31 protein-coding genes are annotated in these 25403 nt (G+C 43.4%); 3 read left to right on the top strand and 28 right to left on the bottom strand.

The genetic code is table 11. The annotated features are described in order from the left end of the window. Positions 1 to 5 precede the first annotated feature (5 nt). From bamD to GX654_13570, 4 genes are all read right to left on the bottom strand, one after another. Positions 6 to 698 carry an outer membrane protein assembly factor BamD gene (gene bamD, locus GX654_13585; protein NLD37894.1) on the bottom strand — a complete coding sequence of 231 codons (693 nt, stop codon included), beginning with the start codon at positions 696 to 698 and terminating at the stop codon, positions 6 to 8. Positions 699 to 772: 74 nt separating this feature from the next. Continuing rightward, a complete protein-coding gene (gene trxA, locus GX654_13580) occupies positions 773 to 1096 on the bottom strand; it encodes a thioredoxin (protein NLD37893.1) in 324 nt (107 codons plus the stop codon). Positions 1097 to 1224: 128 nt separating this feature from the next. Next, complete coding sequence (gene trxB, locus GX654_13575; GenBank protein NLD37892.1) at positions 1225 to 2154, bottom strand: thioredoxin-disulfide reductase; 930 nt, start codon at positions 2152 to 2154, stop codon at positions 1225 to 1227. Positions 2155 to 2179: 25 nt separating this feature from the next. Next, entirely contained in the window at positions 2180 to 2431 is a 252-nt protein-coding gene (locus GX654_13570) for a cytoplasmic protein (GenBank protein ID NLD37891.1), read from the bottom strand. Between the two features lie 126 nt (positions 2432 to 2557). Here GX654_13570 and GX654_13565 point away from each other — a divergent pair, with 126 nt between their 5' ends. Next, a complete protein-coding gene (locus tag GX654_13565) occupies positions 2558 to 3172 on the top strand; it encodes a molybdenum cofactor guanylyltransferase (protein ID NLD37890.1) in 615 nt (204 codons plus the stop codon). Positions 3173 to 3267: 95 nt separating this feature from the next. Here the strand turns inward: GX654_13565 and GX654_13560 are convergent, their stop codons facing one another. Together GX654_13560 and GX654_13555 are read right to left on the bottom strand one after the other, a co-directional pair. Beyond that, positions 3268 to 5343 (bottom strand): hypothetical protein, encoded by a 2076-nt coding sequence (locus GX654_13560; GenBank protein ID NLD37889.1) that lies wholly within the window; start codon positions 5341 to 5343, stop codon positions 3268 to 3270. A 2-nt stretch (positions 5344 to 5345) separates the two neighbouring features. Then, complete coding sequence (locus GX654_13555) at positions 5346 to 6095, bottom strand: 4Fe-4S dicluster domain-containing protein (protein ID NLD37888.1); 750 nt, start codon at positions 6093 to 6095, stop codon at positions 5346 to 5348. A gap of 264 nt (positions 6096 to 6359) precedes the next feature. On the opposite strand from GX654_13555, the gene pepF reads away from it, so the two are divergent. Beyond that, positions 6360 to 8180, top strand: coding sequence for an oligoendopeptidase F (gene pepF, locus GX654_13550; protein NLD37887.1), 1821 nt, complete (start codon positions 6360 to 6362; stop codon positions 8178 to 8180). A 73-nt stretch (positions 8181 to 8253) separates the two neighbouring features. Here pepF and GX654_13545 read toward each other — a convergent pair whose 3' ends face one another. From GX654_13545 to GX654_13520, 6 genes are all read right to left on the bottom strand, one after another. Beyond that, the gene (locus GX654_13545; protein ID NLD37886.1) at positions 8254 to 8610 is read right to left on the bottom strand and encodes a rhodanese-like domain-containing protein; all 357 of its coding nucleotides are present in this window, start codon (positions 8608 to 8610) and stop codon (positions 8254 to 8256) included. Between the two features lie 72 nt (positions 8611 to 8682). Then, the gene (gene afpA / locus GX654_13540) at positions 8683 to 9222 is read right to left on the bottom strand and encodes an archaeoflavoprotein AfpA (GenBank protein NLD37885.1); all 540 of its coding nucleotides are present in this window, start codon (positions 9220 to 9222) and stop codon (positions 8683 to 8685) included. A gap of 13 nt (positions 9223 to 9235) precedes the next feature. Beyond that, positions 9236 to 9847, bottom strand: coding sequence for a flavodoxin family protein (locus GX654_13535; GenBank protein ID NLD37884.1), 612 nt, complete (start codon positions 9845 to 9847; stop codon positions 9236 to 9238). 171 nt (positions 9848 to 10018) lie between these two features. Next, a complete protein-coding gene (gene fae, locus GX654_13530) occupies positions 10019 to 10537 on the bottom strand; it encodes a formaldehyde-activating enzyme (protein NLD37883.1) in 519 nt (172 codons plus the stop codon). Positions 10538 to 10852: 315 nt separating this feature from the next. Next, complete coding sequence (locus tag GX654_13525) at positions 10853 to 11395, bottom strand: HDIG domain-containing protein (protein NLD37882.1); 543 nt, start codon at positions 11393 to 11395, stop codon at positions 10853 to 10855. Between the two features lie 66 nt (positions 11396 to 11461). Then, on the bottom strand, positions 11462 to 12046 hold the full coding sequence (locus GX654_13520; protein NLD37881.1) for a DUF447 family protein: 585 nt from the start codon (positions 12044 to 12046) through the stop codon (positions 11462 to 11464). 202 nt (positions 12047 to 12248) lie between these two features. Here GX654_13520 and GX654_13515 point away from each other — a divergent pair, with 202 nt between their 5' ends. After that, positions 12249 to 12950, top strand: coding sequence for a hypothetical protein (locus tag GX654_13515; GenBank protein NLD37880.1), 702 nt, complete (start codon positions 12249 to 12251; stop codon positions 12948 to 12950). Between the two features lie 9 nt (positions 12951 to 12959). On the opposite strand, the gene GX654_13510 is transcribed toward GX654_13515, so the two are convergent. The 16 genes from GX654_13510 to GX654_13435 form a co-directional block, all read right to left on the bottom strand. After that, positions 12960 to 14987 (bottom strand): phosphatidylserine/phosphatidylglycerophosphate/cardiolipin synthase family protein, encoded by a 2028-nt coding sequence (locus GX654_13510; GenBank protein ID NLD37879.1) that lies wholly within the window; start codon positions 14985 to 14987, stop codon positions 12960 to 12962. A gap of 93 nt (positions 14988 to 15080) precedes the next feature. Continuing rightward, the gene (locus GX654_13505) at positions 15081 to 15413 is read right to left on the bottom strand and encodes a ferredoxin:thioredoxin reductase (GenBank protein NLD37878.1); all 333 of its coding nucleotides are present in this window, start codon (positions 15411 to 15413) and stop codon (positions 15081 to 15083) included. Next, a complete protein-coding gene (locus GX654_13500) occupies positions 15410 to 15667 on the bottom strand; it encodes a glutaredoxin family protein (protein NLD37877.1) in 258 nt (85 codons plus the stop codon). The genes GX654_13505 and GX654_13500 overlap by 4 nt, the downstream gene beginning before the upstream one ends. A gap of 26 nt (positions 15668 to 15693) precedes the next feature. Then, positions 15694 to 17199, bottom strand: coding sequence for a hydroxylamine oxidase (locus tag GX654_13495; GenBank protein ID NLD37876.1), 1506 nt, complete (start codon positions 17197 to 17199; stop codon positions 15694 to 15696). 64 nt (positions 17200 to 17263) lie between these two features. Then, positions 17264 to 17536, bottom strand: a complete 273-nt coding sequence (locus tag GX654_13490) for a hypothetical protein (protein ID NLD37875.1) — start codon at positions 17534 to 17536, stop codon at positions 17264 to 17266. Positions 17537 to 17612: 76 nt separating this feature from the next. Next, positions 17613 to 17771 carry a rubredoxin gene (locus GX654_13485; GenBank protein NLD37874.1) on the bottom strand — a complete coding sequence of 53 codons (159 nt, stop codon included), beginning with the start codon at positions 17769 to 17771 and terminating at the stop codon, positions 17613 to 17615. A gap of 73 nt (positions 17772 to 17844) precedes the next feature. Next, on the bottom strand, positions 17845 to 18219 hold the full coding sequence (locus tag GX654_13480; protein ID NLD37873.1) for a desulfoferrodoxin: 375 nt from the start codon (positions 18217 to 18219) through the stop codon (positions 17845 to 17847). Positions 18220 to 18249: 30 nt separating this feature from the next. Then, positions 18250 to 18765 carry a thiol peroxidase gene (gene tpx, locus GX654_13475; GenBank protein ID NLD37872.1) on the bottom strand — a complete coding sequence of 172 codons (516 nt, stop codon included), beginning with the start codon at positions 18763 to 18765 and terminating at the stop codon, positions 18250 to 18252. An 85-nt stretch (positions 18766 to 18850) separates the two neighbouring features. Then, positions 18851 to 19426 carry a rubrerythrin family protein gene (locus GX654_13470; GenBank protein NLD37871.1) on the bottom strand — a complete coding sequence of 192 codons (576 nt, stop codon included), beginning with the start codon at positions 19424 to 19426 and terminating at the stop codon, positions 18851 to 18853. Positions 19427 to 19536: 110 nt separating this feature from the next. After that, entirely contained in the window at positions 19537 to 19734 is a 198-nt protein-coding gene (locus GX654_13465; GenBank protein NLD37870.1) for a hypothetical protein, read from the bottom strand. Between the two features lie 380 nt (positions 19735 to 20114). Further along, on the bottom strand, positions 20115 to 21500 hold the full coding sequence (locus GX654_13460; GenBank protein ID NLD37869.1) for a sigma 54-interacting transcriptional regulator: 1386 nt from the start codon (positions 21498 to 21500) through the stop codon (positions 20115 to 20117). A 133-nt stretch (positions 21501 to 21633) separates the two neighbouring features. Next, positions 21634 to 22206 carry a porin family protein gene (locus GX654_13455; protein NLD37868.1) on the bottom strand — a complete coding sequence of 191 codons (573 nt, stop codon included), beginning with the start codon at positions 22204 to 22206 and terminating at the stop codon, positions 21634 to 21636. 319 nt (positions 22207 to 22525) lie between these two features. Then, positions 22526 to 23494: a hypothetical protein gene (locus GX654_13450; protein NLD37867.1), complete on the bottom strand. Its 969-nt coding sequence runs from the start codon at positions 23492 to 23494 to the stop codon at positions 22526 to 22528. 65 nt (positions 23495 to 23559) lie between these two features. Further along, positions 23560 to 24141, bottom strand: a complete 582-nt coding sequence (locus GX654_13445; protein ID NLD37866.1) for a hypothetical protein — start codon at positions 24139 to 24141, stop codon at positions 23560 to 23562. 81 nt (positions 24142 to 24222) lie between these two features. Beyond that, on the bottom strand, positions 24223 to 24699 hold the full coding sequence (locus GX654_13440; GenBank protein NLD37865.1) for a hypothetical protein: 477 nt from the start codon (positions 24697 to 24699) through the stop codon (positions 24223 to 24225). 127 nt (positions 24700 to 24826) lie between these two features. Further along, positions 24827 to 25246 carry a hypothetical protein gene (locus tag GX654_13435; protein NLD37864.1) on the bottom strand — a complete coding sequence of 140 codons (420 nt, stop codon included), beginning with the start codon at positions 25244 to 25246 and terminating at the stop codon, positions 24827 to 24829. Positions 25247 to 25403: the final 157 nt, after the last annotated feature.

Genomic DNA, 25403 nt, shown 5'->3' with positions numbered 1-25403 from the left:
TTTTTCTAATCAGCCGATTCTTTTTCCAGTTCAGCAATCTTCATGTTGCAGAGGCTGATCTTGTTAATGGCATCATAGTAGTGGCCCACATCAGGGAAGTTTTTCAGGGCATATGTGTACCTCAGGAGGGCTGACCTGTAGTTTTTCTGCCTGTAATAAAAGTCCCCTGTATAAATCTCAAAATTAGCAAGATTTATCATGCACTCCCTTAGATGCCTTCTTGCCTTTTTTGAGTATTCATTGTCAGGGTGCTGGGCAATGAGTCTTTCAAATTCTATCCTTGCCATCTGTGCATGGTTCTGTTCGCGGTCAAAGCCTTTTATTTTGATAAAGTAGCACATACCCTTGCGGTATTTTACATAGGGGACATTCTCATCCTTTGGGTGATACCTGTCGAATTCGTAATACAGAGCATATGCTGATTCATACTCGCCAAGCTCATAATAGGTGTCAGCCAGTTTAAGCGATGCAACAATGGCTGAGTCTGTATATGGGTACCTGTTTTTTACCATCTGAAGGGTTGTAAGGGCATTGACATAATCACTTTTTTTCAGATGATTTAACCCCTTTTCAAGCAGTTCAGCATGACCCATTTCATCAATTTTCCGGGCCTTTTTGGTTGCGCACCCGGAGGAGATCAAAAACAGGGATAATATTAAAATACAGTATTTCAAAAAGGGAATGGATCTGGGCATCATTTTTTTACTCTTTTAAAAATCGGCATGGCTCACATATGTCACGGGCCACGCCCGTTGTTATTATATAAATAAAATTATAAAAGTTTTTTAAGCTCTCCGTCTATTGAACTCTTTGACTGGGCGCCTACGATGGTCTGAACCACATTTCCACCCTTGAAAAAGATAAGTGTCGGGATATTTCGGATGCCATATTTTGCAGGGGTCTCTCTATTGTTGTCTACATCCATCTTGGCAATCTTTATTTTACCCTTGTATTCTGCTGCCAGCTCCTCAACAACAGGCCCCACCTTTTTGCACGGACCGCACCACTCTGCCCAGAAGTCAATCATCGAAGGTGTCTCAGCATTTACAATCTCCGCATCGAAATTGGCATCAGTAACCTCAAGAATATTACCCATCTCTATCTCCTTTCTTTATAATTATTAAAGTTGAATTAGCACGCGCCTTATATTTTGTCAACATAAAGAACTGTGTTTACATCCTGCATTAATCAGTGTAACATATTGAAATAACAGGGTATGTCAGGTTATGCCACCATGTTTTCCAGAAAATGTTCGGCTTCTAATGAGGCCTTACAGCCGGTTCCGGCAGCTGCTACTGCCTGCCTGAACATGGGGTCCCTTACATCCCCTGCAGCAAATACCCCCTTTACGCTGGTCTTTGCGCCGTCATGGCAGACAATATAACCCCCTTCATCAAGCGTGAGCTGACCACGGAACAGTTCTGTTGCAGGAGAATAGCCTATACCCATAAATATTCCATCTGCGCTCTGTTCTGTAACTGCGCCGGTCTTGATATTTTTTAATATGATCTTTTCAACACCGGCCTCCTTTGATCCCTTGATTTCCTCTACAGTTGAGTCCCATACAATACTGATCTTTGGATTATTAAAGAGCTTTTCCTGCACATATTTCTCAGTCCGGAGTTTATCCCTTCTATGGACAATGATAACCTCCTTTGCAAACCTGGCAAGAAAAAGCGCCTCTTCAGCGGCAGTGTCACCCCCTCCTATTACAAAGACCTTGCGATCCCTGAAAAAGAATCCATCGCATGTAGCGCAACCGGAAATACCCCTTCCCTTAAATTCCTCGACAGATGGAAGATCAAGCCATTTTGCCTTTGCGCCTGTTGCTATAATAAGGCTTTTGGCCATGTATTCAGTATCCTCTGCTGTTACCTTGAAGGGGTATACACCAAGATCCACTGCTGTTGCATCCTTCATAACAAACTGTGTTCCAAATCTTTCAGCCTGTTTTCGCATGTTTTCTATCAGCTCAGGCCCTGAAATGCCATCAGGAAAACCGGGGAAGTTTTCCACATCTGTAGTAACAAGGAGCTGTCCTCCACTTGGAACCCCTTCAATAACAAGGGGAGAATAACCAGCCCTTGAGGCATATATAGCTGCTGTCAGGCCGGCAGGACCGGAACCTATAATGACTATCTCTTTTTCTTCCAATGTGTGCTCCTTTAATAAATTATTTTTAATAAAACCCCTTTATCCTGGGGCCCTTGTCAATTTTATCCCCTACCTTTGAGCCGCAGTACTGGCACCTGTATTCATATTTATCCCCCTCGGGTAGAACCAGGAGGAGATGCTTCCTTACAGGCACTGCCTTGCGGCATTGGCCGCAATAGAGTTCCAGTGCCTCAAGTTCATTGAAATCCGCCTCCTGCCGGGGTGCTCCTGCCCTGGGTCTCCTCTGTTTCGTGTAGGTATAAGGATTCTGCTGCATGTTTAAAACCTCTGGATTTCAAATGATCAATATGTTAATTGAGTTAAAAAACATAATAAATATAATATCTCAGCATTCATATGGCAAGGGTATCTTTTTAACTGAAAGTAAAATAATCATATAACAATGACAGAAAACAGCATTAAAGGAAATTTTTTAGAGGGTATCACCGGAATAGTCCTTGCCGGAGGAAAGAGCAGCCGCTTTGGCAGCAACAAGGCCCTTGCCCTGTTCAACGGTATGCCCCTTATTGAGCGGGCGACCTTTGCCCTTGGCAGGGTCTTTAAAAACCTCATGATCATTACAAACACTCCCCTTGAATATTCATATCTGAAGATACCGCTTTACCAGGATATAATAAAGGGTATGGGCCCTGTCGGAGGGCTTTATACAGGGCTTGATGCCCTTGATGATGACTGGGCCTTTTTCTGCGCCTGCGACATGCCATTTATCAACGAAGACCTTGTGAGATATATTGCAGGTTTAAAAGAGGGGTATGATGCGGTTGTGCCAAAGGTGGACTGGAAAATAGAGCCCCTTCATGCCCTGTACAGTAAAAGATGTCTCCAGGCCATGAAGGATCTGATAATTAAAAAGGAATTCCAGACAATCAAGGCCTTTAACAGTATCAGTGTTAGATTTGTAGGGGAAGAAGAGATAAAACAATTTGACCCTGAGCTTAAGACATTTCTGAATGTAAACAGACAGGATGAGCTTGAAAGGATAATAAAACTCGCCTGATCACCATGTATCTTTATGACCATTATTATAAAAGAGTACGAAAGAAGCCATAGAAGGTTGGGTTTTAACCCAACCTTCTATGGCAAATTGTCTTATCAGGCTCCCAGTTTGCCTTTGCTTTTCATCACATCTGCAACATTTTTCATGCCCAGTTTTTCCAGTGTCTTTTTGGTAGGCCAACCGGTTTTGGTGTCCCAGCCTTCAAGTTTATAAAAGTGAGTCTTGAACTGTTCCACACCTTTTTTATCCAGGTAAAGGTCATTATGGCTTTCGAAGCTCCATTTTCCATTAAGGTAAACAGGCTTGGGCCCGCTAATGGGGAAGGTTGCGCCAGGCATATGCATAAAGGGTGCAAACTTCTCCTGGTCACGGTGCCTGCCTGCCATAACGCGGATGGCCCTCTCCATGTTCCATATCTTCCGGCCTGTCTCCATGGTATCTGCAAAGGTCTCTTTACTCCCTGTTACCGCCTTGTAATACCTGTATTCCAGTTCAGGGCTGGGGCCAGCCAGGTTTCCCGGACCACTGCCCATAAACACCGGAAGAAGCATTTCACAGATAGACATGGATTCATTATAGAAACCGGCAAAGCGCCTTGCCCATGCAACCATCTTTGCCTTGTGGGGTGAATAGATACCGGTCTTAAATGCCTCATCACCCTTCCATGAATTGCTGAACATTATAGGGTCATTGTCAAAGGGGACAGCCTTTTTCGTCATCATGTCAACAAGCTCTTCGGCTGTGTATGTTGCCGGTCCGCCAAATCCGCCGCCCCCGCTCAGGCCAAAGAAACCGTGCCATACCGGGTCACCTGACATGAAAATATAGCTGTAGGCCCAGTCAACACCGGGGAGTGTATGATGCCAGCTTGCGCCCCATGCAGGAAGCCTGATTGTGCCATTATTCATGTCCTCCTCAAGCCTTCCCCATCTTTCCGCCGCCTCAAGGTACCCATTGGCAAGATCAGCGCCGATACCAATGCGCCGCGCTATGGCATCGCAGAAGATTTCACGGAATTTAAGCGTGTCCCACTGATCCATGGGCAGGGGATATGATTCTATCTTTTTACCGGGGCCAAGCTCGCCGATCTCATAAAGATACTTTATGTACCAGCCTATTCCCGGCTCCATAGGCACCATGCCCTTGTATGCAGGAGGGGCATCAGGAACTGGCAGTGTTATTGCCCCTCCGAACTTTGTTGCCCATGAGCATATGCCCCATTTCATGGCAATGCTTGCCCCGCGCATAAGTGCCTCGGGATCACGGCTCGAAAATGAGCCGGGATCCTGTTTTCCCATGTACCAGTATTCATCGGCGCACATGGCCTCGCCGCCATAATAGGAGTTACGCCTGCGGTCATTATTGAGGCAGGTCATGCATGCTGACGCCCCTGGCTGTGCCAGGGTAATTTTCGGGAAATTTCTTGTGTGCCAGAGCCTTGTATCAACAAGACCGGCAGGGTCTGCCACCTGGATGCTCCCTGTCCCTATTACGCTGATGGCCTTGAGGTTTTTTGACCCGAAAACGCCGCCAAAGCCGCCGGTGCGGGCGCTTACCCCGCTTCCGTGTATAAGCGCTGCAACCTTGGTCATGGATTCACCAACAGGGCCTATGCACACGATCTGAGGTAACAGGGTTGTGTATTCATTCCCTATCTCCTGCCACTGCTGCCCGAATCTGGTTCTGCCTGATACCGCAGAGGTTATCTGATCCTGTGTTTCATAGGTGTCCATGCCCCATAATTTTGAGCCATCTTCTATAACTACCTTGTCATTAATAATATTAATCCATACAGGGGCATCTGCCTTTCCATGCACAACTACCCCGTCCCACCCGGCAAGTTTTAGCATAGTGCCAAACCTGCCTCCAAAATTTGTCCTGTGAAACAGGGGGGTTGGATAGGTCTCTGAGGCAATACCGCTAACGCTGGTTCTGCCTGCACCCGGCACACCTGTGGCTGCAAGTGGGCCGCTCATTAATGATATCACATTGCGCGGATCAAACGCGTCCTGCATATCCCAGTCTCCCGGAACAACGGCAGTGTCCCAGAATATCGCAGCGCCTATGCCCGCTCCACCTGCGTATTCCGCATATTTTGCGGTGTCAATTATGCTTATTTCTTTTTTTGTGAGATTGATTTTAAGTATTTTTCCTGCGTATCCGTTTGCCATTTTTAATTACCTCCCTTCTCAGCCGCTTTACCGGGCTCTTGTTTCGGTAATACAAAACCCTGCGGTTTTGCCTTGGGCGGTGGTGGCGCAAGGTTAATATCATACCCGTTGATGTCTTTCTGTGACGGGGCATCTGTTACAAGCTTGAGGGCCTTGACCGGGCATGTTTCAATACATGCCTGTTTCCCCTTTGGCCCGCCCTTTTCATTCCAGTATGGAGCGCTCTCACAAAGGTCACATTTGGCGGTTTTTTTTATTACAGGGTTCCAGATGGTCTTGTGAGGGTCCTGTGGACATGCCTGGATGCATTTTTTACATCCTATGCATTTTTTCTGATCGATCCTCCTGATGTTTCCGTTTGCCTCATCCACATGGCAGGCCCCGGTCGGACAGACCTGAACACACAGGGGTGAAACACACTGCCTGCAAACAGACATTACTATATCATACGGGTATTTGGCAAATGACGGTGCGTCACGGATGATCTGTATCCTGGACAATGAAGGGTTAACAACACCTTCATGCGTCAGTGAGCATGCAAACATGCAGCTCTGGCAACCGAGGCAGAGCCTGCTGTCATACACGATGTATCCCTCTGATTTTGGATAGGTCTGGTTACTGGCAGCAGCGCCCGCAACACCCGGAATGCCTGCAACCAAAGCTCCGGCAGCAATAGCGGCACCGCTTCCCACCAGAAACTCACGGCGGTCTATTTTTTTTTCGTTTTCTCTGGGTTTTTCAGAATCAACCATAGGTATTCTCCTTGTATTAGGTTTACATATAATTAGTTCTGCATATGATACACCTTTAATTAATTATGTACATTTGTTAAAAAAAATATAATGCATTTTTTTATCTGTAGAACTTTTTAAAAATTACCCGAATGTAAGACAGTTTCTGCCCGACTCCTTGCTTTTGTAAAGAAGATCATCCGCCTTCATCAATGTTGCATTATGCTTTAATGAATGTATATTATCCAACTAAAAAATAAATACTAAAAGAGAGGAACCTTGTTTATGACCCAGAATGCCATACCTGAAAGAAAAGATATCCCTGAAATATACAGGTGGGACCTTTCCCCCCTGTTCGGTTCAACTGAGGAGTGGGAAAACCTGTATACTGAGCTTGAAAAAGAGCTTCCGGGCTATGAGAAATACCGCGGAAGGCTAGGAGAGTCGGCGCAGACCCTTAAAGAGGCAGTCACCTTTTCGCTCAATACAGATCGAAACATAGAAAAACTCTATACATATGCCCACCTCAAAAGTGATGAGGATAAATCAAACCAGCAGTATCTGGCTATGTATCAGAGGGCAATTACCCTGTACACGCATGCATCTGAATTGGCCAGTTTTATTACACCGGAGATACAGGCAATAGATGAAGACCAAATGAACCAGTTTTTAAAGGAGGATATTTTAAAGGAGTACAGGTTTTATCTTGAAAAGATACTGAGGTACAAACCCCATACCCATGATGAAAAGATAGAGAGGATACTTGCCATGAGCCAGGATTTTTCCCTTGCCTCATCCCAGGTGTTTGGCCAGCTCGATAATGTTGACCTTAAGTTTGGTGATGTTACAGATGAAACAGGTACCGCCATTGAGCTCAGTCATGGTAATTTTTCGACCTTTCTAATCAACCCTGACCGTGAGATCAGGAAAAGGGCATTTCACCAGTATTATCGTGAGTATAAAGACCATGAAAACACCATTGCAACAACCCTTTCATACAGCAACAAGAAGAATATCTTCTATTCACGGGTAAGGAATTTTGAGTCTGCAAGGTCATCTGCCCTGTTCAGTGATGATGTACCGGAGGCGGTCTATGATAACCTGGTTTCAACAGTGAGAGAAAACCTGAGCCCCCTGTTTGACTATTTCAGGTTCCGCAAAAAGAGCCTTGGTCTTGATGCGCTCCATTTCTATGACACCTATGTGCCCATAGTGCCTGATATAAAATTCACCATGAGCTATGATGAGGCGGTGGAGGTATGTATAAAAGCACTTAAGCCCCTTGGTGAGGAGTATGTCTCCATCCTGAAAAAGGGGCTCACAGGTGGATGGGTAGACAGGTACGAAAACAGGGGGAAGAGGAGCGGGGCATACTCATCAGGCTGTTATGATTCTCCACCATACATACTCATGAATTTTCAGGACAAAAATATAAACAGCCTCTACACCCTCGCCCATGAGGCAGGCCATTCCATGCATTCGTATCTGTCCATCAAGAACCAGCCCTATGTGGATCATCAGTATACCATATTTGTGGCAGAGGTGGCCTCCACACTTAATGAGGCGCTTTTAAGTAATTACCTCCTTGATTATTACAGCGGTGACCCGGCCATGAAGGCCTATATACTCAACCGCGAGATAGACAACTTCAGAGCAACACTCTACAGGCAGACCATGTTTGCGGAGTTTGAAAAGATATGCCACTCTATCCTTGAGCAGAACCAGCCCCTTACCCTTGAGAATATAAAAGGGGAGTACAGGAAGCTGCTCGATTTATATTTTGGTGATACACTTGTAATTGACCCGGAGCTTGAGCTTGAGTGCCTGCGCATACCCCATTTTTATTCCGCATTTTATGTGTACAAGTATGCGACCGGTATATCAGCAGCAACCGCCCTTGCGGATTTGGTGTTAAATGGGGATGAAAAGGCAAGGGCATCATACCTGGATTTTCTGAAACTTGGCGGAAGCAAGTTTCCCCTTGATGAGCTCAAGGATGCGGGTGTGGATATGAGGTCTCCTGAACCAGTCAAAAAGGCGATAGAACATTTTAAAAAGAGGGTAGGGCAGTTGAAAGAGGAGACAGGAAAATTAAAGAGGAAATAAATATATCAACCTGGCATAAAAATATTCGTAGAGACAGGGCATGCCTTGTCTCTACTACGAATCGGGTCAGGGCTCAGTTACCCTTATCCTCCTGCGCCTTCAGGGCCTCATATCTTCCTGCATTGATAACATTTTTATAACCCATCTCTTTCAAGGTCTTTTCAGCGATCTCAGATCGCCTGCCGCTTCGGCAGTAAAGCACAATGGTTTCTTCCTTATCCGGAACAGCAGTTTTGATATCCTTTATAATTTTATCAACAGGTATATTTTTGGCATTTTTAATATGACCGGCCTTGTATTCTTCAGGAGACCTTACATCAATAACTACATTATCAGGGTTAAACACCGCATTTTTATCTGCCTGGGCATTTTGTCCGCAGGCAACAGCAGAGATAAACATCAGTATAAGAACAAAAAACTTTTTCATGATGATCTTTTCCTTTTTAAAATAAATTTAGAATTTCCTTCTCTTCTCTAACCTATTACCTATTACCCATTACCCCTAACCTTTTACAACCCTTTTTATCTCCTCAGGCCTGTCAACCACGGTTATCCCCTTCATATGCCTTAGTTTTTCTGTATTATCAACATCAATATCGCGCATTGTAAGCTGAAAGGGTTTTCCGTCTGGCAGGGTTGTTGTTATTGTTCCTCTTTCTTTATCAACAGGTAATATAAAAACCTCTCTCCCTGCCTTGTTTGTCATGGATACACAGTTTGTAAGCAGGGTATCTGCTATCCCGTGAACAAGCTTTGCTACTGTGTTTGCGGTAGCAGGGGCTACAACAAGGCACTGGTATTTTCCTGTCTGCAACGGCCCAGCTATAAAGGGCGTGTTGGCATCCTTTTCTATCAACACCTTTTCTGTAATGGAGTTAAGCCTTTCAGTCAGCTTATACCATTTTAATACTGACTCTCCGGCCTTTGATACAATAGCGGTAATCTTTATATCATCATGCCCTGATAACCCCTCCATGACGTCAAAAACCTCATTAAGCAGATCACCCGCGCCGGTTATACCCCATGCTATATTGACTGTCATATGTTACCTGTATCTAGTCCTTTAATCTGGCAGCAAGCTTTGTCATGTGATCTATTGTCCTGTGGATGGACTTTATACCCTCTTCATCCTCTGCTGCACCCTCTGCCTTTTTATCCTTTGACCAGAAGGTCATACCCAGGTTTGCGCCAAAGGCACCCCCGCCCACCGGTATCATCCCGTTTATTATAAAAAAGTCGTGAATGGTTTTTATAACAGGCTCCTGGCCCCCAACCCTGTCTCCGCCTGACGCAAGCCCTGCCCCGAGCTTACCCACAAAGATGCTCTTTTTTTTTGCAACAGATGCGCGCAGCCGGTCAAGCACGGTCTTGAGCTGGCCGGATATGGCCCCCTGATACACAGGGCTCCCCAGTATCCAGGCATCTGCCCATTCAAGCTTGGGGTAGAGTTCCATCATATCGTCTTTGTGTATGCACCCCTCTTTTTTTCTTACACAGTAATCACAGTGTATACAGAAATTGATCTGTTTTTTATGAACAGAAAAATATGCTGTTTCAGCGCCATGCCTTTCCTCTGCATACTGAAGGGCAAGTTTCACAGCATAATCTGTTGAAGCAATACGCGGGCTGCCTGAGACACCGATTATTTTTAATATTTTATCAGACATATGGTCTCCGTATATTTTTGGTTGAAGATAAGAACAATAGATGATGTTTTCAAGATAGGCGAGAAAATTATAGATTTGATTTATTTTTTGGGGTTAGATTATATTTTTGACCGGTTATTGAATCATATAGGTTGTAGAGACGGGTTTTGACCCCGTCCCTACAATTGAAAATTATTTTGCCTGGAACGGATGATTTACCTTATCTTTCTGTTTTACAACCTCTTTGGCCTTTGGTTCGCCGGCAACAGCGCGTTTTATAGCCTCTTTTGTTGCCTGATAATTGTAATCCTGGATCTTTTTATCATCCTTTGCTTGCCAGTGAATAAATACGCCAACGCATATAAAGACATTGTCAGCTTCGGCAACAGGGATTGTACCATCTGCTACGCAATCCTCAACAGCCATAGCAACTGCACGCTGGGCTGGCCCGAACATCTGAACTGCCTGGGTGGCGCCCTTTATGGTAACCTTGTTGAACATTACTGTGCTGGGTTTTGTAGCAAGGTTAGGTGCTACAACAGCGAGAAGGGATGTGAAACCATCTTTGTTGTTGGTCAGACAGTTACAGAATGCGGTTTCAGCCGCGCTGCCGCGTGGCCCTAATATAAGGTCGATATGAGCTACCTCGTTTCCTTCGCCAACCAGAGATTCGCCAACCATTACTTTATTAATTTTCTTTGCGCTTGCCATGTTAAATCCTCCTTAAAATTGTTGATGTGACCTGTTTTTAAAACACAGTAAAACCCTAATACCTAAACAGAAATATCTGTCTGTTTAACCCGCAAACCTTTTTATATGAGGCATAAATAGTTAAAGGGATATCCCCCTTAACCGAAAAGAGTTTGCATTGTAGCCTCATGGTTTTTTCATGTCAAGTAAATGGAAGAATATTTTAACCTCTTGAAATAACAAGGGTAAATTGGTTGTTTTGATAGTAAAACCAGTAAGATATTGCTGAAAAATAGTCAGGGTTAACATAAAAAAAGCACCTGATCGGTTAAAAATCTACTCGGCTAAAAGCTTATCCAGATCCATGCCACACATTCTGGAAAGCTCCCTGTGAAGGTCAACACACCTTTTAGCCCCTTCGGCTATACACTTCTTGAGTAGATTTTCTTCATGCTGCCTTATGGTCTGGAGCCTCTCTCCTGCTGCAAGGTTATCTGCTGCCGCAACTATCTTTTCCTCCAGTGTAACAGGGAAATAATCCTCGCCCGGCAGACCGTTTTTCAGTGCCTCTTCCTTTGTAATACCGGCCCCGATATGGTTTCTTATTATGGCGATGAGATCATCGGGGAGACCCAGCCTTTTTGCTGTTTTACATCCGGCAAGGGCGTGTTCAAGCCCGTGGGTTTTTGATCTGCCTATATCATGCAAAAGAGCGCCGGCCTCGATAAGGGGCATGTTTATCATGTAACCCTTTTCAATCAACCTCTTTCCAATGATCAAGCAAAAACCATGAACGGCCTTCACATGGTTAATTACACGTGAGGTTACCCCTTCAGATTCAAGGAGCAGGATGCATTTGTTATAATCCGGGTATGACATAAATTCGCGGTATAAGGTCTAAGGTTTGCGGTCTACGGTCAAAAACCATGACGGGTAAACAGGGTATTAAAATGTTCCGCATTTGCTTAACAGCTTCTCCATTGTTTTAACACAGGCTGAATCAGGGGCCACCTTTTTTATTACCCTGTAATTTTCCTTTAATATTTTTTCTGCCTCACCCTCGGGCAGATATTTTACCCGTGTAGCGGTAATAAGGCTCTCAATAACAAGACCCTCTGCTCGATTAAATAGCACAGGGGCATTCTTCATAGTGGTGCTGATGATTTCAGCATCGATAATATAGCTCTCTTTTTTTTCTTCATTACCAGAAACTCTGGCTTCTATATATGCAGTGCAATCCTTGATTACAGGAGCCTTAACATTTTTGGCCCGGGTAAATGAGAGTTTTTCCCCTTCATATATGGATTCATAAAAATATATCGGGCTATTAATGAAGTTTATTATAAATTCGCCTGTACTCAATAAACCACCCAGTGTATTTGAACCCTTGTAGATTTCCAGTTGAACTCTATTTATGTCTATAAGTTTTATCCCAAAGGGAGCGGCATGGGGTGTATCAATATTAAAACATGAAATAATAGCCTCATATGTCCAGCCTTTTTTAAATCCGAAGTCTGGTAGTGTTGCCATTATTTCTCCTGTAACTGAATTATTAACTTCCATCCACGTAACCCATAAGCTATACACTAATACCAAACCCAACGGGCATGGTAAACAAAATTTTTACTATATGATATAATCTTGTGCCTTGCGCCGTGTGCCGATTCGGGTAAGAAGGATAAGCTCTAAGTTACAGTAATCGATGTAATAATAAAATAATTAAGGAATTCCCATGCAGCTTTTAATCAGTGTGGTAAACGAACAGGAGGCAATGGCCGCAATAAAGGGCGGGGCAGATATTATTGATGTAAAAAATCCCCTTGAGGGTGCGCTCGGTGCAAACTTCCCTGGAATAATAAAGGGCATCAGAGATGTTACACTCGTGAATATACCTGTAAGCGCAGCGATTGGGGATGCACCTGATCTGCCCGGATTAATGTCACTTGCTGCCCTTGGTGCTGCTTCATGCAATGTACAGTATATCAAGGTTGGTCTATATGGGGTGAGGACATCAGAAAGCGCAACAAAAATGCTAATGGAGATAAAAAAGGCAGTAAGGGGATATGACAGGGATATCAAGATCATTGCTGTAGCATATGGTGATGCCTACAAAATAAATGCCCTTTCACCTTTAGACGCCCTGCAAACTGCCGCAGAGACAGGCATAGATGGATGCATGATGGATACAATTATCAAGGAAGAGGGAGACCTCTTTTCCAGTCTTTCAGTAGGCAATATAAATAATTTTTTAAAAGAATGCAGAAGAAATAATCTTCTTTCCGCCCTTGCTGGGTCTCTGAAAACCGAGCATCTCCCCCTGCTTAAAAAGCTTAATCCTGATATAATAGGCTTCAGAGGCGCAGTGTGCCGGGGTGACAGGGTAAATGGTGTTCTGGATTCAGAGGCGGTAAAGGCTATTAAGGCAATTTTATAATATAAATGATCAAAGCTGGTTTGAGATCATCTCGCCCATGTAATCCATAAAGGTAACCTTGATCGGGACTGTTACTTCCCTTGATACCGCAAAATCACTTTCAAACAGATCTTCCTTTAATCTTTGAACTGCACCCGGGTCTGAAAACGCAAGATTAGTTTCAAGGTTGATCCTCAAGCTCAGGGCATCAAAGTTTGCGCTTCCAAGGCATGCCCAGCCATCGTAAATGGCGGCCTTGATGTGTGATATACGCGGGTATTGATAAACCCTTATGCCGTTTTTAAGCATGATATTTGTCTTTACTATATTACTGCTGTCCATAAAGCCATAATCGCTTGTTGAGGGCAGAATAACCCGCACATCCACACCCCTTGCCCTGGCAAGGATAAGTTCGTTAAGTATCCTGTTTTCGGTAAAGTAGGGGTTCTGTATGTATATATATCTTTTAGCGTTTTTTATTGCAGCAAGCTGTGCATCAAATATCTGCGTGGCGCCCGCCTTTGTGTACAGGGTTCTTATATCATACAGCTCAGAGGGCTCGTTTTCAGGGTCATAATTTGATGTGGATGCACCTGAAAAAAGATACGCTATATCGCCAAAAGGGCCTGCATGTGACCATGCCTTTCTGAAATCCTTTTTAAGCCTGCCCACAACCGGCCCCTTCACCTCCATCATGAGGTCATGCCACTCATACCTGTACTCCCTCCCGATATTCATCCCCCCTATAAAGGCAGTATTGCTGTCTATAATAATCGTCTTTGTGTGATCCGCTGTAAACCATGGATTGGTTGTGGCCCGTACCATAACTTCAGAATCATTCCTGAGGTAATCAAAGATGTCATCAGGGAACTTAAAATCAGCAGGTACAGGCGAAGAGGGCAGTGATGTTGCCGCGCTCATGCACCCCATATGGTCAGCCAGCACCTTAACTTTAATTTCATGAGATTTTCTTTTCAGGAAATCGGCTATCTTTACAGCATAATCGTCATTATCAAATATATATGTCCTGAGCCAGATGGATTTTTTTGCATCATTCAGGGATTGTGTGAGCCTCGTGAAAAAACTCTCCCCGTCTATCAGGAATTTTACATTTCCCTTAAAGGGTTTATTCTGCGGAAACATGCTGTCAAGCATGGCTTCAAACCCGGCAATATCCATTCCTTCTGTTTCACTGTAAGGGAGATTTCGATTCTTTCCAGAACTGTTACTCCCGGTAAGCAACACTGCTGTAGTGTGTCTTAGCCTGCAATAGAGCCTGTACATGGTAGTTGCAGGATTTTTCAGTATAGTTAAAAGCCCGGACCTGTAGAACCATCGAGCCATATACATGGCCGGGTTTGAACCTGAACTGTGGGAATATTCAGGGTTATAGGGCGTTGTTAAAAAAACTGTCTGCCTAAGGCTGGGATCAATAAACACAAAGGCAATACCGCCGTGGTCAATGCTCTCTGTACGAAAAAGGAATTTCCTGTTCTCTTCATTGTTACCTGCAATGTCAAGTTGCCTTGCTATCTCTGCGGCAATCTCATTCTCCCTTAACAGCCCTGTAACCCTGATATGGTGCGGTGTATCGCTGAATTTTGCGAGATGGATCGTGCTGTCTGTATCACGGTAAAGGACCATCTCCTGATAATTCAATACCGCAGAAACACCCATGCCCTGCCCCGAAGGCGCAATAACCGATATGGCCCTTTTAAGCAGGGCCTGCCATTCATCTCCTTTTCTAACATGTATCTGCCTGGGGTTTTTCAGTATCTTTACAGGTTTTTTTGAAAAAAGGATTTCAGAGAGGCCATGATTATGGGTAGCCATGTCAAATTTCAGATCTTGCCATGAGGCATAAAGATAGCTGTTCACCTCCCCTTGTCTGTACCTTATCTGTATCTCATTATCCCCAAGGAGCGCGGTTTCAAGGTGCTGCCTGCCGAGGAGTGTGACATTTTCAAAATACTCCCTTTTCTGGTGTGTGGCCCCGCATGCGTTCAAAAATAGGCAAAGGGAGAAAAACCAGATTTTTTTATATTTATGACTAACCAATATAACCCTTTTATCGCTGTTTCAGATATAAAAAGTAGAAATGATCAATACCTTTCATAAAGCTGAACAAAGCGAATGCCCCTTTTAAAAAAACTAGAACCCCATCTTTTCGGGCGGCCTTCTTTCCGGGACATATATATGGGGCACCTTACCTTCATCCCAATCTTTTGTCACATAGAGGTTGCAGTAGCAGCTTCCGAACTCCGTGAGGTCTTCTTCCCTGTATACGCAGGGACAGATTATATCTGAATCCTGTTTCCGGTCACCGGATGAGAGCCTGCAAGGGCAGCACATGTAGCCATACCGCTCTTTGTTAACGAGCAGTGCCTCCATAAGATCCATGACCCTCTCTTTATTGCTGCTGAAAAAATAGCCCTTTGACCCCTGTGACTTTTTCAGCATCTCATAAAGCTCTTCTTTTGTCATAAGCCAAGTGCCTCCTTTATCTCATCCTCTTTGAAACCGATAATAACCTTTTCTCCTATGATAATTGTCGGAAAAGAACATTTAGGGTTAATCTTCCTGATATCATCAAGAACAGCCTTTCTCTCTTCGCCCTGCAATATGTCCACATCGGTAAAATCATATCTGATCTTGCATTCATTTAAAAACTCTTTGGTTGCCCTGCAGTGACTGCATGTGCTGAGTGTGTAGATTTTCACATCCTTCTGATCCGCCATCTTATTCCTCCACGCGTTGTAAGTATTTATTTTTTATCTTTGTCTTTAACCCTTAATTTGAACCACTCTATCATATCCTGAATATTTTTTGATAGATAATATCTGCCATTATCAAACGCCCCATAATCAGCCCCTGACATGGCCGATGCAAACCTTGTCGAGTTGGCATAAAAAAGCCACTGCTCTATCCATTTCTTCTCTATACCCTCATTAAATATGCTGTCTTTTTTATCAAGGCCATTTGCAGCACCTTTTGCCCACGCCTCTAAAAGCACCTCTGTTGCAGTGAGGGTCATACGGTTAGTGGTTTGTATGGTGTTTTCAAGCCTGTCAAAATGCCCATCTACCCAACCTGTTGAGTGACATGAAAGGCATATCTTCTGCATTGTCCTTTTTCTTTTATCCTGTTCAGCCTGATCTATAAGAAAACCTTCTGCAGGTTCACCTGTCAGTTCTGTTGGTAATGGCAGGCCCGCTTTGTTTTTGATAAGGGTTGTATCAGGTGAAACGGGGTGAGGGTGGGCATATATGAGCCCGAAAATCCTTTTATAGAGCCTGTCATTCATCTGATGGCTCCTTTCTGCAACCACATTACCCTCAGTGTCGGTCAGAAGACTTGCATGGCAGGTTGCGCATGTCGGGGCAGAGAAGTCCTTTCCTATTGTCCAGGGCACAGCCTTGAAGTCCCAGCTCTTTTCTTTTGAGCTATAGATATTGCCGTGCTTGCTTACCTTGTACACAGGATAGGCCGGCACGTCAGGCCCTTTATGGCAGCGGGAGCAGGTATCCGGCTTTCTGGCGGTCTCTATGCTGAAGGCGTGTCTTCCATGGCATGATGCGCATGAACCCTTTGAACCGTCAGGGTTTATCCTCCCTACACCCTGGTTAGGCCACCCCTCAATAGCTGGAAAATCCATTTCCCCAAGATCTGTCTCCCTCGTTTTTGTTCCTGATACCTTGAGCATGGTGCCGTGACATGAAAGACATGAATCGGCATTTGTCAGGTCATCAGGAGGCTCTATTGATAATGACATCTTGTCAAAGGTCTGAATCCCGTTTATGGAGCTTGCCAGGTCTCTGTATACCGGGTTATTCATGAGGTTTCCATAGGCATGGGACATAATATTTTTCTCATACTGCATTGCCTCGGTGCTGTGGCATACAGAACAGTCCTTTGGGGTAACAACCGGGTGTACGCTGAAATCCGCATGGTCAAAACTGTCTTTATGTGTTTCGGGGTTTATCGTGTGACACTCAGCGCATCCTACTGTATTGTTAAGGAGTGTTTCAGGAATTTTCTCTGATGAAACAAGCTTATCCACACCCTGTTTTTTAAGGGCAGCAGAGGGGGATGTGAGGGCATGACTGCTTTTTCCCCACTCCTCAACGATGCCGGGGTGAAGACCCGTATGACAGTCAAGGCAGGTCTGGGTCTCATCGCTGATCTTTATCTCCTGTGAAAAAATGCAGGTACAGCATAAAAAAGGAATGAAAAGAAAAACAGATGATGACAGTCTCTTCCAATTTTTCATAGTTTAACTCCTTGAGTTGTGACTTCTTGATATTGGGTTTGTATTTATAGCCGCAGGTACTGAATCAGTCATCCTCACCTTTGATATCAATAACCGGTAGATTTTTCAGTCCCCTTTTTTTCTGCCACTCCTCATACTCGAATAAGGTAAACCCTGCCCGGGGTAAGGTGTTTAAGCCGGCGATATTTGCGTTTCTGCACAGCCTGCACTTTGTCTCGCTGCACATCTGACAAAAATTGCAATCAGGGCATCTCTTTTTTACCGCCTCTCCTCTCCACCCATAGGAACCAGAGGCCCCTGCCCGGTCTATATCCTTTGCTACTTCGACAGGCTTCATGGAAAATCCTTTTTATGGGGATATCATCCACAGCCTTTAATCCTCTATGGCTGTGGATGATTACAACAAAAGGCTTTTAGAGCTTTTCAAACTGATCTTTTGACGCACCGCATACAGGGCAGGTCCAATCATCAGGCAGGTCATCGAACGATGTCCCTGCTTTAATGCCGTTATCAGGGTCACCCTCTTTGGGATCATACACATAGCCGCATACAGTACATTCATATTTATCCATTTAATTGTTCCTCCTTGTATTAAGTGTTTAAAACATATTATGTTTAAACCGGTTTAAGTTCAATATTTTTCAATCATGCCTTCCACAGGCCGTGCAGGTTACAGTATTCCCTGGCAGTAATCTCTTTGGCTTCTGTCATAAATGTTGCCTCCGGTGTATCTCCAGGGTTGAGGAACTGCCTGTATGCCTTGCCGCCAGCTATGATCTCTATCCACTCGATGTAATGCTTTTCTTCCATGGGATGAGCTACACTCCCTACGCTAACCTTATAACCGCCACTGATCTTTTCTATCACAGGTACATGTTTCTCCTTTGCGGCATCAACCGTATTTTCTGTAATAAGCTTCATGGGTTTTCCGCAGCATACCAGCTCACCGCCGCCGGCAGTAACAACCTCAACAATATTTCCGCACACCTCACACTTGTATATCTCCAGTTTTTTTACCATCATCTTTCCTCCTTCTATAATGTTTACAAACTAAACCAGGTTTTTTACCTCTTTAATGATCTCTTCATAGTCAGGCTCTTTTGACAGCTCTTTTACTGCCTGGATGTATCTCACCACACCCTGCCTGTCTATGACAAATACAGTTCTTGCCAGGAGGCGAAGCTCCTTGATCAGCATCCCGTAAGCGATCCCAAAGGATGCATCCCTGTGGTCGGAGAGTGTGATAACACTCTCTATACCCGCTGCCCCGCACCATCTCTTCTGGGCAAATGGTAGATCCATGCTTATCGTGAGGATAACAACATCTTTACCAAGCCCCTCTGCCTCTTTATTGAACCTCCTTGTCTCTATATCGCATACAGATGTGTCAATGGAGGGAACGGCGGAAATTACCAGAACCTTTCCCATGTAAGATGAGAGCTTTACCGGGGTAAGGCTGTTATCAATAAGGGTTGCCTCCGGGGCCTTGTCACCAACCTTAACCTCGCTTCCTAAAAGGGTCAGCGGGTTTCCATGCATTGTAATAATCCCTGATCTTTCTGCCATTTTATATCCCTTTCAAAAGAGCTTAATTTTCTCTTTTTTACTGCTGCCTCTAAACAGGGTTCAGGAGGCAGCAGGAGGTATGAAATTAATAATTTTCTCCCAGGATCTCAAAATGGGCCCTTGGGTGTGCGCATGCCGGGCATTCTTCCGGCGCCTGTGCCCCTGACCAGATAAAACCGCAATTCCTGCAACGCCATACAGTGTCTTTATCTTTTTCAAAGACCTTCTTGTTTTTGATATTTGCTGCAAGGGCATTATATCTCTTCTCATGCTGCTTTTCAGCAACAGCAATATTCCTGAATACCTTGGCTATATCAGTAAACCCCTCCTCGTCAGCTATCTTTGCAAAGGATGGATACATCTCTGTATGCTCATGATGTTCTCCTGCTGCTGAGGCAATCAGGTTCTCAAGGGTGCTCCCTATAATACCAGCGGGAAAGGCAGCGGTTATTTCAACATCTCCTCCCTCAAGAAACTTAAACAGCCTTTTTGCGTGCTCCTTTTCCTGATTGGCTGTCTCTTCAAAGATAAAGGCCATCTGTTCATAACCATCTTTCTTGGCCTGGCTGGCAAAAAAATTATAACGGTTTCTGGCCTGTGACTCCCCTGCAAATGCTGTAAGTAGATTTTTTTCTGTCCTGGTTCCCTTTAAACTTCCCATATTATCCTCCTGTTTTTATTAATTTAATTGGTAATTGTAAGTATATTGTCAAGCTGTGTTTTAGACGATAATAATAGTCATATAATAATCAGTGTCAAATAACACTGTCTTTAAAACAACCCCTTGTTTATATGGGAATCCCGCTCCATTTCTGCCATCTTTTTGATCCTGTATGCAGAATCCCTTAACACACCGTACAGCACGCCGCATCCTGAATCATCTCTCAGGGCATCACCTTCATCCGAAAGCAGAATCATCTCTTCTGTTAAGGCAATTACCTTTATAAGATTTTCATCACATGGTTTCATATACTGCACCCTCTGCTTTTATTTGAATATACTTATATCAATATCTGTGCCAGGCATTGCGATAATGAACCAAGTTTAATTTATAAATAATTACAGACCCTTAAGCCTGATAAAAAAATAAGGGTTTTTTTAAAGACAATAAACATGAGACACTTTTTATATCCGGGGTTTAAAACCTTAGCATGCCCGGATGCTGCGTGAATTTGAATGACCTTGCCTGAGATGTCATAAAAAATCAGGTAATTATTAATCTGCTTAAATTACAGCATGTTACCTGCTGGCCTGAGTAAGCTTACAACCTTTTAATAAAAAAATAATTCTAAAATGGTTTACCTTTTAAAAAGATTATGTCTCATGCCTTTTTTTGAGACAGGATTGTATCATGAAACATTATTGAAATCCACAAGGAATCTGTATAGAGTTGCCCTCCCCACGCCCAACAGTCTGGCTGCCTTTGCCTTGTTGCCCCCTGATCTTTTTAAGGCATCATCCACAGAAGCTGTTTCCAGTTTTTTTACAGGTCCCCTTGATGGGCGGCTGCCCTGCCATTCAAGGATCTCAAGGGGGAGATGGTGGATGCCTATTGTTTTTCCACCTGATTTTACAAGAGCAAATCTTATGGCGCTTTGAAGCTCCCGTATGTTGCCTGGCCAGGGATAATCCATCATCATATTCAGGGCGCTTTTAGAAATGCCTCCGCCCCGTTTGTCACTTCCATGGTCAGTGAACTCCTCAAGAAAGTGTTCCACCAAAGCAGGAATATCATCCCTTCGGTTTTTTAAGGGAGGGATTATGACCGGGACAACAGCAAGGCGGTAGAAGAGATCCTGCCTGAATGTACCTTTTTTCACCTCTGACCTAAGGTCTCGGTTTGTAGCACTTATTATCCTGACATCCACCCTTTTTGATTTTTCAGACCCGACCCTTTCAAAACAGCCCTCCTGCAGTACCCTTAATAGCTTTGCCTGAACGGTCTTTGGCAGCTCCCCTACCTCATCCAGAAAGAGAGTGCCGCTGTCTGCCAGCTCAAAACGACCCTTTTTATCCCTTATTGCCCCTGTGAATGCCCCCTTTTCATGTCCGAAGAGTTCGCTTTCAAGGATACCCTCAGGAAGAGCCGCACAGTTGACCGGCACAAAGGGCTTATCCGCCCTGTTTCCTTCATTATGTATGGCAGAGGCAACAAGCTCCTTGCCCGTGCCGCTTTCACCCTGTATGAGTACAGGAACATTTATGTCCGCTAAATCCCTTACAGTACGGAAAAGCTCATTCATAACAGCGCTGCTGCCAATGATGCCCGCAAAACTTGTTTCTGCCTTTAGACGCCTCTTTAATTCATTCAGCTCTGTTATGTCTTCAAGTATGATTATGGCGAGCCTTTCACCCTCATGGTCGAGTGGTGCAGCGCTTATGAGCAGGTCAATGTCCCTCTCAATGCCATTAATGTAAAATTGTGCTGTTGCCCTGTTTTTTTCTATCCTGCTTCCGCCCAGGGCATCAATGGCTGTCCTCCTGATCATGCACTGGCTGCATTCATCAGAGAAGCCGCATCCCCTGATGCTTTCAAGGGCATGTATGCATTTGAGCGCCTCTCCACCTCTCTGTTTTATAACATCAGATAGAGATATCCCGAATGTGCGCTCCATAATGTTATTGATTGCCTGAACCCTTCTTTCTTTATCGAGGACCATGACACCGCAGGGCATGGAATCAAAAAGATTCTTTAAAAAATTGTTCTGATTCAGTAATTCTGTAACAGGTATCATTTATATAAACCGCTGTCAGCTCATGTGCTTTATTGTTAATAGGATGGGCCAATATAGCACCTGAGCATAACATGGTCAATTTTAAGGTTAAAAAACTTTTAACCAGAATTTATTAAAAAACCTGCAGCACCATTTAAAAGGTCCAGGATAACCCTACGGAAATAAAATCAAGGTTAATATCTGAACCAACATTATCTATATCAAATTTAAACCTCTCATATTCAGCTCGGACTGCCACAGAGCTGAACTGAAACTTAAGACCCAAGCCATATGCCATGTCACCGGCGGATTCATTCAATACATCCGAAAGGCTGGAATCCATTTTCCACCAGACATGACCAACCTTGCCAAATATTCCAACAGGCCCGATATTGTAGCAGGCTACCCCGAATATATCATATGCTGTAATATCTACATCCAAATCGGGAATATCATCTGTAGCAGCGCCACCAAAATCAACATACGAGCCTTCAATGGCAAAATCAAACATTGGAATCTGCCCGAAATTATAACCGGCAAACACCTTGAAACCCATGTCATCATCATCAAAATTCACATCTTCTTCCTCAATCGCGTTAATAGCGACATCCAGAGATGAATAACCCAGAGACCCACCGATATATGGGCCGCTTTCATTGCCTGCTGTAGCAAAACTTGAAATAGACAGAAATACAATTGTCAAAACCAGCACGAATAATTTTTTCATTTTATAATCCTTTCTAATAATAGTGATGTGATGTAAAAATTGTTGTACGCTTTAAATACATGGAGCATCAAACCGTAATAGATAACTCGTACAAGATTTAGTTAATATTACGTTATTAATATTCTGCAATTATTTAAGTATGGATGTCACTAAAATAACTGCAAAGATCAGGCCAGTAAAAATAATACATAATTAAAATAAATCGACCATACTTTAACCTATTATTAAACCTGAAACCGTTGTTGAAAAGGAATGAAAAATCGGACACTCTTCATGCATTAAGGGACGTTGTTGACTAACGTGACAAAACACCTGAAAGTCATTTATTTCTTTCAAATATTCTCGATATTGCTGAAGTCGTTACGCCTAACTGTCGTGCCGCTTCGGCCATGGTAAGGCCATATTTCTCAACAAGTTCTTTGGATAATTTCGACCTCAATGCGGGAAGCAGACCTCTCCGACTTCCTCCTTTTAACGCTTCAACAGAAACTCCTTCTTTCTCGCATGCTGCGAGGATTCTTTTCTCGGTATCTATTATCCTCTTGTTTATTGATATCTGTCCAGAGACCTTCCCCTCGGCTTCTGCAAGTATTCCTTCAACAAATTCATCCTGCCCTAAAATGCGTTCATCGCAAAGTACTTTCTCTTTGCCTTTACGCAGGGATAAAACCTGAGACCACCCGCCCAGGGTACGGACAAGTCCACCCCCTACCAGATCATCCCTTCGCCCTTTATCAACCCCATCCTGTATATAGCGACGATAAAATTTCCTTGCGGCAGATTTACCCTGACCAAACCAGGATAAAACATAATCAACATCCTGCCATGCCAACTTTCTCTTTCCCATTACAGCACTGTGACCGCACCATGGGTATTGATCAAGGGCAGATAGATTTTTTACCATTTTTGCTCTTAATGGATTCAAGTGTATGTATCTGACCAGTTCTTGAAAGTAGGCATCTTCATCACAGACAATAGACTTATATCTATTCTGGAAAACATGCCCATTCCGCTTATAGCGGATATTGTAGGTTATTGCATATCCGGTTAGAAGCCTTCTCATGAACAGGGATAATCCCTCCGGGCCGCTCTTAAGAAGGATATGCATGTGATTAGACATCAAGGCCCATGCATAAATATTTGTCTTTGTTTCTACAGCAAGATCTCCAAGTCGCGTAACCATATTTTTTCGATCATATTTATCCTGGACTATATCCTTCTTCTCTATTCCACGAATAATAACATGATGCAGGGTTCCGGGAGAGTCCAATCTCGCTTGTCTGGGCATATTCTTATCCTCTGATCAGATGAATTTAACACTATGCGAGCCAATATCACTTTTTGTCACGTTAGTCAACAACGTCCCCTAAGCCCACTTGTGAAAACGGTGCTACCGGGCTCAATAACAAACTCGGCGATATCAGAAATAATGTCGAACTTTTTAGCTGTACCGGGATTCATGGTCTCGCCAGACAGAAACATCCGGTCGATAGCCTCGTCAGGCAAGCTAGTGCGCTCGTGCAAAATACTCCTAAGCCTAGCAGCATCATGATTAAGCCTGGTGTGGAACTCATCTACTTGGGCGAGAGGATAAAACTGCCCACCAGGGGGACACCAGAAAATACCATGAATGAGGAATTTAGAAAAAGGGGATGCATTCCTTATGCTACCCGCTAAAAATGGAATAATAGCAGTTGAATCAACTGTACCGATGTTATGCGTGACAATATTACAAGGCAAGGAACGTAAAAAATTATAAATAGTAATAGCGGGATCAATGAAACCACCGGTAGATGATATAGAAAGGTATAGCGTGTTGGATGTAGTCATGCAAAATTCATCAGAACAACTCTGTATAAGAAATGCAGCCTGTTTTTCATCTATGGTATTTAAAAAATTAACGTATCTGGATTTTAGTTCTTTATTGTTTTCCATTTTATTCACCCTTAACGAAAAGCTAAGCCGGAGCCGCGCCCCTGGCGCGGCGATCGGCTTTAGCGTCTGGTTAAATGTTTTTTATTTGCCCAACCCTGGATGAAATATTGTCTTTCTAATTTGTACTTCGAGTAACTTAATTTCTTCCTTTGTTTTTTGATCATCTTCTTTTGAAGTTAATATTGTATAAGAAAAGTTTGCTAGTCTTATATGACTTGAGCCTACTTGATTTGCGAGATACCACCAATATAATGTAATTTTTTCGCCATCTTCTTCCGATCTACTAACACTGTAAGCAAATGCATTGCCATTAGCCAACATTTCAATATTTTTATTCTCTATAACGGGTATTGATGACAAAGCTGAAAAGGGTAAATTACCTTTGGCACCTGATGGTGCTTGCATTGTGATAATATTTAAGCGAAGTGTACCTGTGTTCGGGGCATCTTCATAAAATGTACCTCCACCCGTTTCTTCATATTCCTCAACCCAATTTGAAGGAATATTAAACTTTACTACACCACCGCGATAATTGATTTCTTTCAGAGATTCAGCCATAGATACTCCATTGATCACAATTAATAGTGTTATAAGTAATATGTTTATTAATTTCATTTTTACCATTTAACGTTGCCCTTAACATGACGGGCGGCGTTTTATCGCCCGGTCATAGTTGAAGGGCGGGTTAGGCCTCCTGCACCTTGATATCAATTATTTTTGGATCTTCTATTGCAATATAAAAAATAAAACGGTTTGGATATTCCTCAGAAATTGCAATTACTTTATCATTTTCAATTTTAGCACTTACAAAGGCTTCACTCTGAGGAAAATGAAATAGCCAAAGTAACTCAGTTTTAACTTTGTTTGCAAAAGCCAAGAATCCATCGCCCTCCCAACCTGTACCTCCACCAAAAAGTATGTTTTTACCGAAATATGATGAGAACCTTTCATTAAGGGGTGTAAGAGCCTCATCTGGTAAATTTTCGCCATTTGAAAGATGCATCATGTTACCAATAGTAATATATGGAACCACACCAGATATGGGGTAATAATGATCGTCTCCAAGGTAGAGGGCATATTCAATGGGACATTTTCTTAATTTCAAAATATTTTGAATCATATTTAAGTACTGGCCTAACGAGAAGTTGAGTTGCGAAGTCAACTCAAACTGAATGGTTAAACTTTTAATCGAGGTATAAACATGAGCGAGCAACCTATTTTTGAAGTTTTTTATAAAAATGGAACCTCCTATAAGATTTATG

The sequence above is a fragment of the Desulfatiglans sp. genome, from assembly GCA_012513605.1.
Lineage (GTDB): Bacteria > Desulfobacterota > DSM-4660 > Desulfatiglandales > HGW-15 > JAAZBV01.
This window is presented reverse-complemented; position numbering and strand designations above follow the sequence as displayed.